The organism is Marinobacterium profundum (assembly GCF_001528745.1).
Classification (GTDB): Bacteria; Pseudomonadota; Gammaproteobacteria; order Pseudomonadales; family Balneatricaceae; genus Marinobacterium_A; species Marinobacterium_A profundum.
In genome coordinates this window covers 1-10,645 of the sequence record NZ_BCNS01000106.1, presented here as the reverse complement: position 1 = coordinate 10,645, position 10,645 = coordinate 1, and the positions used below count along the sequence as shown (strand labels likewise).

Here is a 10,645-nt window from a genome sequence, read left to right as displayed (position 1 = left end):
CTCGGACAGCCTCCTAGACGACCTGGCTTAGTGCGCTGATTCGTTTTCACAATAAAAACAGCAATAACAAAACAGACGAGGCTCATCATGGGAACTACCTTTCACGGCGTTATCGCCTTCGCGCTGCTCGCCAGCATGCTGCTGTGTGGCAGCCTGCTGCGCAACCGCATCGGCTTGCTGCGCAATTCGCTGGTTCCGGCCAGCATTATCGGTGGCCTGCTGGGCTTTATTCTGCTGTCACTGGAGCTGATTCCGGGCTTCGAGGCGGCCGACTTCACGGCCCTGACCTTCCACTTTTTCACCCTGAGCTTCATGTCCCTGTGCCTGACCGGCAACAGCAAGGATGCAGCCCTGTCCGGCGGCAGTATCGTGCGTGGCGGACTCTGGCTGACGCTAATGTGGAGCATCAGCCTGGGGCTGCAGGGTGTGATCGGCTATGGCGTTATCACAGGCTATGACGCCCTGACCGGCGCCGGCGTAAGCGAATGGCTCGGCGCCATCATCACCCACGGTTTTACCCAGGGACCCGGCCAAGCGCTGACCTACGGCGGCATCTGGGAAAAGGAATACGGCATCGAGAATGCCGCCCAGGTAGGCCTGATCTACGCCTCTCTCGGCTTTCTGGTGGCCTTTCTGGTGGGCGTGCCTATGGCGAAAAACTTTATCCGCCGCGGCCTGAATGCCAACAAGGCCTCCAATATCGACGATGACTTCACATCCGGTTTTTATTCTGATGAACACAAGCCCGTCAGCGGCCACATGATCTCGCATCCGGCCAACCTCGACTCCCTCGCCTACCATTTGGGACTGCTGGCCCTGGCCTATGTGCTGACCTATATCTGGCTCGGCGCCATGCAGCCGGTCGTGGCGGACTTCCAGCCCGGCGGTATCAACCTGTCGGTACTGTTTAGCTACAACCTGTTTTTCCTCCACGGGCTGGCGGTCTGCGTGCTGCTGCGCCTGGCCATAGACCGCCTGGGACTGGCACACCGGGTTGATGACGAAACACTGAAACGCATTACCGGCTCGTCGGTGGACTTCATGGTGGTCGGTACCCTGATGAGCATCAAGTTTGCCGTGCTCTACGCCCTGCTGACCCCCATTTTGCTGGTTACGCTCGCCGTAACCGTCACCACACTGATTGGCTGCCTGTTTCTCGGCCGCCTCAGTGGCAACCTTGGCCGCGAAAGAGCCATCACCGCCTTCGGTTGCTGCTGCGGCTCCACCGGCACCGGTCTGCTGCTGTTACGCATGATGGATGCCAACTTCAGCACCTCTGTCCCCAAGGAACTGGCGTTCTTCAACCTGGCGATCATCGTCACCAACTTTCACATCCTGTTCGTTTTTGCCCCGCTGGTGCCCTCCCTCGGCGGCTGGACCTACCTGATGGTGTTCGGCGGCACGGCACTGTTCTTCCTCGCCTGCGTGCCACTACTGATGAAACGACGCCCCAAGGCCGGCCAGGCGTCCGCAAACCCGATCAAGGAGCCTTGCTAAATGTCCATTACCGTCTTTGCTGCCAGGCGCATCATCACCATGAATCCGTCGCAACCCCAAGCCAGCCATATAGCCGTGCGCGATGGCCGCGTGCTGGCGGTGGGGCCGCTGGAATCCATGCAGGAACTGGGTGACTACAGCCTGGATGAGCGTTTTGCCGACAATATTATTCTGCCGGGCTTTGTCGAGGGCCACAGCCATGCGCTGGAAGGCGCCATGTGGAACTACCTCTACCTGGGATGCTTTCCCCGCACCGACCCCGATGGCCAACGCTGGGAGGGCGCCAGCAGCATCGATGCCATGCAGCAGTGCCTGCGCGAGGCCGCAGCTGAACTCGCGCCCGACGCACCGCTAATCGCCTGGGGCTTTGACCCTGTTTACTTCGAGGGCGATCGTATCGACCGCCGCCAGCTCGATGCCGCTGTGGATAACCGTCCCGTGGTAGTCATGCACGCCAACCTGCACGTTATGACCGTCAATAGCCGCATGCTGGCGCTGTCACACCTGGATCAGCACGCCGGCATCGAGGGCATCATGCTCGGTCACGACGGCCGGCCCAACGGTGAACTGCAGGAGATGGCGGCCATGCACGCCATCTTCGAGACCCTGGGCACAAACCTGTTCGAGGCAGTGGCGGCGCCCGAAACTCTCTACCGCTATGGCCAGGTGGCGCGCAATGCCGGCGTCACGACCATTACCGATCTGTACAATCCCCTCACCGATGAAGGTATAGCCGCGCTGCGCCAGGTCACGCAGGATCCGCAGTTCCCGGCGCGACTGGTGCCGGCCCTGAGTGCGCTGGCCTGGACGCCGGAACAGGGCGTCGAGCGGCTGCAGCAGTGCCTTGAACTGGGCAATGACAAGCTGCATTTTGGCCTGGTCAAGATGATGACCGACGGCTCGATTCAGGGTTACACGGCGCGCATGAAGTGGCCCGGGTACCACGACGGCCACAGCAATGGCATCTGGAATGCGGACCCCGAAGCGTTAATGAACATGGTGCAGGTCTACCACCAGGCCGGGCTGCAACTGCATATCCATACCAATGGCGACGAAGCCGTGGAGCTGATGCTGGATGCAGTGGAAAGCGCGCTGGAGCTCTGGCCCCGCGCCGACCACCGCCATACGCTGCAGCACTGCCAGATCATCGACCATGCCCAGCTGCGCCGCACCGCCAGGCTGGGCCTGTGCCTCAACATGTTTGCCAACCATATTTACTACTGGGGCGACATTCACCGCGAACGCACCCTCGGGTTTGAACGCAGCCGCCGCCTCGAGCCCTTGGCCTCGGCGCGACGCCTGGGCATAGTGACGGCCATTCACAGTGATGCGCCCGTCACACCCTTAGGGCCGCTGTTCACCGCCTGGTGCGCCGTGATGCGTCAGAGCGCATCCGGCCAAGTGCTGGGCGAACACGAAAAGGTCAGCGTGGCCGAGGCGCTGGACATGATCACCCTGGGTGCGGCCTATACGCTGCGGCTTGATCATCTGGTTGGCAGTCTGGAAATCGGCAAATTCGCCGATATGGCGGTACTCGGGCAGGACCCCTACGAGGTTGATCCGGCCCGGCTGCGCGATATACCCGTGCTCGCGACCCTACTGGGAGGCCAGGTCCATGCCAACAGCTAAAGCGGTGCCATTGACCGTAATCAGCGGCTTTCTCGGGGCCGGCAAGACCAGCTGGCTGAACCTGCAGATTCGCCGGGGCCTGCCGTGCAACAGCCTGATTCTGGTAAACGACTTCGGCTCGATCAATATTGATGCCCAGCTGATTGAGTATCAGGACGAACGTATTCTGCGCCTGGCCAATGGCTGCATCTGCTGCACCCTGGGCGGAACCCTGGCCGAACAACTGGCCCAGGCCATGCGCATGGAACCGCGCCCCGCCGCGCTCTACATCGAGGCCAGCGGCGTAGCAGAGCCCGCCCGTATTGCCGATATTGCCCGGGTATCGCGCCAGCTCAGTCTCGCTACTGTGGTCTGTCTGGTCGATGCCAGCCAGATAGGCACCCATGCCCACAGCCCCTATACCAGCGCTGTCTGGCGCGCCCAAATCAGGGCAGCAGACCAGCTGCACGTTAACCGCCTCGCCTGCGACGACGCTAGCCGCGCCCGTCAACTGGCGGGTCTGCGGGCACTCAACCCCACGGCAAGGCTCTGTCTTGACGGTAACAAAGAGTCCACACCGGTCGACACACCAATCGCAGCAAGGGCGCCTACGACGACGGCAGCCCTGGCAACGACAAGCCTGGACGCACAACCCGCACCTGCCGCGGCCTTCTCTCCCCGCCCGACCTGGCGCTCGGCCAGCCTGAACTATGCCGAGCCCATCGAGGCTGCACATCTCGAAGCCCTGCTGCAGCAATACGCCGACGTGGTACTGCGCGCCAAGGGCATTCTGAAGCGCCAGGACCAAATCCGCCCCCAGGTGTTTCAGCTCAGCGGATCTACGGTCAGCTGGCTACCGACCAGGCGCGCTGCAGCGACTAATCAGCTGGTGTGCATTGGTATTGGCGGGCCACGCTTCGATGCCCTGATACAGCAACTGCAGGAGCTGAACCCGCTAAGCAGTTCCCTCTCGCCCCCTGCCTGATGACCCTCTTTAACCCCGGGCCTCCGTAGCTCCGGCACCCGGTTTTTTCCTACTTTCTGGACGGTTCTCAGTCCGCCGCTCCCCCTCAGATACAGCCTCCAGCATCACCTTGAGTATGCTGAAAAACTTTCACGCGCTTTCAGATGCAATTCAGTTTCGAAGACTAAGGTGAATTCCAGCTTCGCAGCGGACGGGATTTTCAATCCATGCGAACGGTTTACTTCCTTTCACTCAACATCGTATCCGTGCAGCTTGTCTGCATGCTGTGGCTACCCCCTTCAGGCACAGCGTGCAGAGCAACAAACGGCTACTGGAGAAAATAATGAAAAGCTCATTTCCTGTTAGCGCTTTGGCTCAGGCCGTTACACCGCAGAAAAAGGCCATGGTTTACCTCTCATCTGCACTGCTAGCTGCCGTACTAAGCTCAGCCCCCATGGCTCAGGCATCCTGTGCAGCCAACCCCTGTGCTGCCAAGAGCCAGACTAACCCCTGTGCTGCCAAAAACCCCTGCGCACTGAAAAAGCCCTGTGCTGCCAACCCCTGCGCAGCTAACCCCTGTGCTGCAAAAAACCCTTGTGCTGCCGCTAATCCCTGCGCCGCCAAGAACCCCTGCGCCGCCAACCCCTGTGCAGTGAAAAATCCATGCGCTGCGAACCCTTGTGCTGCCAAGAACCCCTGCGCAGTTAAATAAACGCACGAGCCCGAGGAGATACTAATGAAATCAATATTCCATATGCGCGCACTGAGCGCTGCCATTGCGCATCAGACCCGGCCCATGGCATTTATTTCTTCGGGCCTGCTGGCGGCGCTGCTCACAGCAGCCCCTCTTGCCCAGGCGGCTCAAAACAGCTGTTCCGCCAACCCCTGCGCGGCCAAGACACAGAGCAATCCCTGTGCGGCAAAAAATCCTTGTGCAGTAAAAAATCCATGCGCAGCGAAGCACCCATGTGCTGCCAACCCTTGCGCGACCAAGAATCCTTGCGCTTCGAACCCCTGTGCAGCCAATCCCTGTGGCGCGAACCCTTGTGCAGCAAAGAATCCCTGCGCAGCAAAACAAATACAGCGACCGGCCAATTACCGCCCCTACGAGGGTGACCAGGCAGCCCTGATTGAGCGCGGCGCCGAGCTTTACCAGGACACTAGTCTCAGCACCAATGGCATGTCCTGCAGCACCTGCCACAACGGCAATGCATCCTTTCAGGCGGGCTTCGCCGATGCCTTCCCGCACCGGGTCGCCATGGCGGACAACCTCTATGGCATGAAGACGATCCAGCTCGATGAGATGATACAGCTCTGCCTGGTACAACCCATGGCTTCCAAGCCGCTGGCTTGGGATAGCAAGGAACTCGCGGCCCTGGTGGCTTACACCTCCGCGGTACAAAAGGGCTTTAAGCCGGTAGCCGCCAATCCCTGTGCTGCTAAAAACCCGTGCGCGGCCAACCCTTGTGCTGCAAAAAATCCCTGTGCCGTGAAGAACCCCTGTGCGGCCAACCCTTGCGCGGCAAAGAATCCCTGTGCGGCCAAAGCACAGATGTAACCACCTCAGCTCAGGCAGCGTTATTCGCTGTCTGAGCTGCTAATATTTCTCGTTTAACCGGTTGCACAGGAAATTTCGATGTCATCCGACTGGACTGCGTTACCCCGGATTCCCCTGATCCCCCCGGTATCCGCTGCGACACTGGATGCAGCAGAGCACATGGCGCTGCAGGAGGCTGCCCGCCAGGAGCAACAGGCGTTGCTGGCCCTGAGTCGAGGCGGTACCAATGTAGTGGCCGAGATTTTGAAAGGGCAGGGTACCTTTTACGAAATGAACCATTTCCCCGAGGGGGATGTGTTCGATAACCAAAGCCACTGCCAGTATTACTACCATGCTCACCGGGAAGACGGTGAACATGGCCACTTTCACACCTTTGTCCGTCGTCCGGTCATGCCGGCGGACATACAACCGGCGCCGGGTTTTGTCCGTTCCGAGCCCTGGCCCGAAGGCGATGACGAACTGGCCCACCTGATCTGCATCTCCATGGACAATTGGGGACTGCCGGTGGGGCTCTTTGCCACCAACCGCTGGGTCACCGACCAGACCTGGTACAGCGCCGAGGACAGTATCCGCCTGCTGGATGCCTTTGCGGTGGATCACGCCCGGCCCAATCTTGCGGTTAATCAGTGGCTTACCCAGTTTATGCGACTGCACCGGCCACAGATCGCAGCCCTGCTGCAGCACCGTGATCAGGTCATTACTGCCTGGCAGCAGGCACACCCGGAGCGGGATGTAATGGAAGACCGGGAGCTGGAAATCACCGGTTACCTGGCCGTCGACACCCAGAGCTGGATCAGTGAACTGAATGCATTCCAGGCTAACGCCAGCGTCTGAGGCACAGCGGCTTCACCCCAGGCGGCGCAGCAAATCCGCCACCAGCTTGTGATGCTCACCGTGCAGGCCGTAGGCGGCATAGGCCTTCATTTCAATGGGCGGCGCCTCATCCACGATGAACAGTCGCTGCTCATCCAGCAAAGGTTTGACGATATCCTGCGGCAAATAGGCCGCACCGCCGCATTGCAGAATCAGATTGAGCGCCAGCCGGCCGCTGTTAACGCGCCCCCGGGCCAGCAGGCGTTGCGGAAAATGGCTTTCGTGCAGGCTGGCAAAGGTCGTGCCCCACTCCACCCGGATGTAGCCTTCACCTATGGCCGCCTCCACCGATTGCCCCGAATGGCTGGACACCAGTAACAAGGGGACGCTGGCGACCTCCTCGACCGCTACATTCTGAATGCGCGGCGGCTCGTACATAAAGCCAACATCGATCATGCCCCGCTCCAGTTTTTCGACCACCCGCAGCGGTGTGCTTTCCTCGGCACGCAGCCCCAGGCTCGGAAAATCCCGGTAGATAGCGTTGAGCCAGTCCTGCAAAAAAATATCCCACAGGCTGGCCACACCGGCCACCACCAGTCGGCGCTTGTGCCGCTCGCTCAGGGCGGTATCTTCAAAGGCACGCTCCCAGGCACCAAGAATAAAGCGGGCATGGCGCTCCATACGCTCACCGGCAGGGGTCAGGCCAATGCTGTGATGATGGCGCGTAAAGAGTGACAGCCCCAGATGCTCTTCCAGCTGGCGAATGCGGGCGCTGACGGTGGACGCCGATACACAGAGATTTTCCGACGCCCGGCCGAAATTGCGCGTGCGGCTCACTTCCAGAAAGGTTTTCAGTAACAGGGTATCCATGGGCAAGGCTCTCCAACCAGCGAACCCCATCTTCGATTTTATTGTTCGTTACTTCCAGTATTTTTCGTTTTTCAGGATGGCAAAAAATCTCTACCCTGCCGGATCGAGACCTTTAACGGAGAGATCATGAAGCCCTGGCTGCCATTCAAGTTCCCCTTCCTCAGCTGGGGCCGCAACCTCAACAAGAGCACCCTGACCGATGACCTGATCGCCGGTATCACCGGTGCCGTTATTGTGCTGCCCCAGGGCGTGGCCTACGCCTTTATCGCTGGCCTGCCCCCGGAGTTCGGTCTCTATACCGCCATCATCACACCGATTATCGCCGCGCTTTTCGGGTCCTCCTCGCATCTGATTTCCGGTCCCACTGCCGCCATTTCCATCGTTGTCATGAGCGTCGCCAGCGGTCTGGGCGATCTGGATCCTGCGCAATACATCGGTGCCGTACTGACAATTACACTACTGGCAGGGCTGATGCAGCTGGCCCTGGGATTACTGCGCCTGGGCAGCCTGGTCAACTTCATATCCCATACTGTCGTCATCAGCTTTACCGCAGGCGCCGCCATCCTCATCGGCGCCAGCCAGCTTAAGCATCTGCTGGGTATAGCGGTGCCCAGCGGACTGTCTTTTGTCGAGGGCCTATCGCAGCTGGGCAGCCAGCTCAACGAAACCAATCTGACTTCTCTTGCCATCGGCCTGCTGACGCTTATCTCCGCCCTGCTGGTACGCAAATTTAATCGCCGCTGGCCGCACCTGCTGATCGGCATGGCGGTGGGCAGCCTGGCCTGCCTGCTGTTCAAGGGCGCAGATCAGGGCGTGGCTCTGGTCGGCGCCCTGCCAGGAACCCTGCCACCGCTGTCGATACCGGACCTGACCCCCTCGACACTGCAGGCACTCACATCAGGTGCCTTTGCTGTGGCCTTGCTGGGGTTGATTGAAGCGGTTTCCATTGCCCGTGCCATCGGCATCCGCTCGCAACAGCAGATTGACGGCAACCAGGAGTTTATCGGCCAGGGCCTGTCGAATATCGTCGGCAGCTTCTTCTCCTGCTATGCCGGCTCTGGCTCTTTCACCCGCTCCGGTGCCAACTACGATGCCGGTGCCAAAACCCCCATGGCCGCAATCTTCGCGGCGGTGATTCTGGCGACCATCATCCTGCTGGTACCGGGCCTGACCGCCTATCTGCCACTGCCCGCCATGGCCGGCGCCATACTGCTAATCGCCTGGAATCTGATCGATTTCCACCATATCAGCCAGATTATCAAGTCCAGCCGCAACGAAGCTCTGGTGCTGGTCGTCACCCTCCTGGCGACCCTCTTCATCGAGCTGGAGTTTGCCATCTATATAGGCGTTTTCCTGTCGCTGGCGATCTACCTGCGCCGCACGTCCCGCCCCACCGTGATGGAAGTTGCCCCTATCCCGGCCCATCCGCGCCGCCAGATCAAGAACATCAAGCGCTTTGAACTGCAGCAGTGCCCGCAGTTGAAGATTATCCGCATCGACGGCTCGCTGTTTTTCGGCGCCATCGATCATATACAGCAGCGCATTCGGGCACTGAGCAATGAAGGCGGCAACACCAACCGGGTATTGATCATCGGCAAGGGCATCAACTTTATCGATGTCGCCGGCGCCGAAATGCTGATTCAGGAAGCCCGACGCCTGCGGCAGCGGGGCGGAAAGCTGATGTTCAGCTCCCTCAAGGGCACGGTTATCGATGAACTGCGCGCCAATGGCTATCTTGAACGCATAGGCGAAGAACTGTTCTACGAATCCCCCGAAGCGGCCCTGACAGAATCCGTCGTGGCACTGAATCAGGATATTTGCGACAACTGTACAGCGCGTATATTCCGGGAGTGCGCAACACCCACCAGTGGCGAAATCATCGCGGTCAGCCGCCTCTAATCCTGCTGCAGCCCTGACCTGCACCCTGTGCCGCCCAGGGTGCAAAGGCATATACTTAGAGTATCTACTGGTTGCGCACTGCGGACTCACCCATGACTCACTCCAAAGCAGGTCGAGCTTGTCACAAGGTACAGACTGCCAGGCTGGCCCTGCTAAGCGGCGCGCTCAGCTGCATACTCACCAGCGCACTCGCCAGCGCCGAGACCTTTGTGCTGCCTCCGCCCGATCAGGACGTCGTCGGTGAAGTGCGCATCACCCGCGCCCGCCAGACCGACACCCTGCTGGACATCGCCCGAGCTTTCAATCTCGGTTATGAGGAAATCGTGCGGGCCAATCCTGGCGTCGATCGCTGGCTGCCAGGGCAAGGCACAGACGTGATATTGCCCAACCTGCTGATACTGCCGGACACACCGCGGGATGGCATAGTGCTGAACGTGCCGGAGATGCGCCTCTACTATTATCCCAAGCCCGCCCAGGGCGAAACGCCGGTGGTGATCACTCACCCTGTCAGCGTCGGCCGCATGGACTGGAAAACCCCGCTGGGGAAAACCAGCGTGATTCAGAAGCAGGCCGACCCACCCTGGTATCCCCCTGCATCCATCAAGGCTGAACACGCTGCCAACGGCGACATCCTGCCCGATGTAGTTCCCGGCGGACCCGGCAATCCACTGGGACGCTTTGCGCTGCGGTTGGGGATTCCCGGCTATCTGATTCATGGCACCAACAAGGAATACGGTATCGGCATGCAGGTGACCCACGGCTGTGTGCGCCTCTATCCGGAAGACATAAAGCAGCTCTACGAGCTGGTACCTGTAGGTACACCGGTGTACATCATCAACCAGCCGGTCAAGATCGGTCGCCACTTCGATGGCCTCTATGTCGAGGCCCATCCAGCGATGAGCGAACTGGCCGACAGCGATACAAATCAGCAGGTCATAAGCCTGCTGAACATTGCCGCCTCCGCCGAACAGCTAGGTGCTGAAATAATTCCCTCCGCCGTGCAGCTGGCGCTGCAGCAATCCGACGGCATTCCGCTGCGCATAAGCCATTAAGGCCGGTGCACTGACTAGGAGGCTACTGCCACCGAAACATCAGAGCGGCTCTTGCTTCCCCTTATGAAGCCGGCGAGCACTGAGGTCATTCGGCGATCAGGCCCGAAGGGGCGCAACAGGGACTGATGCGCCTGCGATGAGGTACATGGATGTACCGTCAGCGCAGCCCGCCGAATGATCTCAGAGCGCAGCGAATAGGCTTCATCGGGGCGTGTTTTCTTTGGTTACTTTCTTTGCACGAGCAAAGAAAGTAACGCGCCATCAAACCGCTCCGGTACCCCAGCCTGCACAGGCTCCAACACGATCACCTTAATCTCGTTTCAACTATCGCAATGGGTCGATGCAAGCTCTAGGAGGCTGCCCAACAATACTCAACCTACTGCG

The 10,645-nt window shown here is 59.9% G+C and carries 9 protein-coding genes; 7 read left to right on the top strand and 2 right to left on the bottom strand.

Annotation, left to right across the window (positions count from 1 at the left end; translation table 11 throughout):
• The first annotated feature begins 87 nt into the window (after positions 1-87).
• From MPRO_RS10830 to MPRO_RS10820, 3 genes are read left to right on the top strand one after another with little or no spacing between them, the layout of a single operon-like run.
• Positions 88-1,497: a sodium/glutamate symporter gene (locus MPRO_RS10830; protein ID WP_067291787.1), complete on the top strand. Its 1,410-nt coding sequence runs from the start codon at positions 88-90 to the stop codon at positions 1,495-1,497.
• The gene (locus MPRO_RS10825; RefSeq protein ID WP_067291784.1) at positions 1,498-3,126 is read left to right on the top strand and encodes an amidohydrolase; all 1,629 of its coding nucleotides are present in this window, start codon (positions 1,498-1,500) and stop codon (positions 3,124-3,126) included.
• The gene (locus MPRO_RS10820; protein WP_082708658.1) at positions 3,113-4,090 is read left to right on the top strand and encodes a CobW family GTP-binding protein; all 978 of its coding nucleotides are present in this window, start codon (positions 3,113-3,115) and stop codon (positions 4,088-4,090) included. Before MPRO_RS10825 ends, MPRO_RS10820 begins: the two co-directional genes overlap by 14 nt.
• Before the next feature lie 438 nt (positions 4,091-4,528).
• Here the strand turns inward: MPRO_RS10820 and MPRO_RS26065 are convergent, their stop codons facing one another.
• On the bottom strand, positions 4,529-4,846 hold the full coding sequence (locus MPRO_RS26065; protein ID WP_162492532.1) for a hypothetical protein: 318 nt from the start codon (positions 4,844-4,846) through the stop codon (positions 4,529-4,531).
• Here MPRO_RS26065 and MPRO_RS26545 point away from each other — a divergent pair.
• A complete protein-coding gene (locus MPRO_RS26545) occupies positions 4,806-5,627 on the top strand; it encodes a c-type cytochrome (protein ID WP_369406726.1) in 822 nt (273 codons plus the stop codon). The two genes, MPRO_RS26065 and MPRO_RS26545, sit on opposite strands and share 41 nt — an antisense overlap.
• Before the next feature lie 78 nt (positions 5,628-5,705).
• Positions 5,706-6,461, top strand: a complete 756-nt coding sequence (locus tag MPRO_RS10805) for a DUF6969 family protein (protein ID WP_067291775.1) — start codon at positions 5,706-5,708, stop codon at positions 6,459-6,461.
• A 12-nt stretch (positions 6,462-6,473) separates the two neighbouring features.
• Here MPRO_RS10805 and MPRO_RS10800 read toward each other — a convergent pair whose 3' ends face one another.
• Complete coding sequence (locus MPRO_RS10800; protein ID WP_067291772.1) at positions 6,474-7,310, bottom strand: LysR family transcriptional regulator; 837 nt, start codon at positions 7,308-7,310, stop codon at positions 6,474-6,476.
• A 126-nt stretch (positions 7,311-7,436) separates the two neighbouring features.
• Between MPRO_RS10800 and MPRO_RS10795 the strand changes: the two genes are divergently transcribed.
• Positions 7,437-9,209 carry a SulP family inorganic anion transporter gene (locus MPRO_RS10795; protein ID WP_067291769.1) on the top strand — a complete coding sequence of 591 codons (1,773 nt, stop codon included), beginning with the start codon at positions 7,437-7,439 and terminating at the stop codon, positions 9,207-9,209.
• A 92-nt stretch (positions 9,210-9,301) separates the two neighbouring features.
• A complete protein-coding gene (locus MPRO_RS10790; protein ID WP_067291767.1) occupies positions 9,302-10,261 on the top strand; it encodes a L,D-transpeptidase family protein in 960 nt (319 codons plus the stop codon).
• The last annotated feature ends 384 nt before the right edge of the window (positions 10,262-10,645 follow it).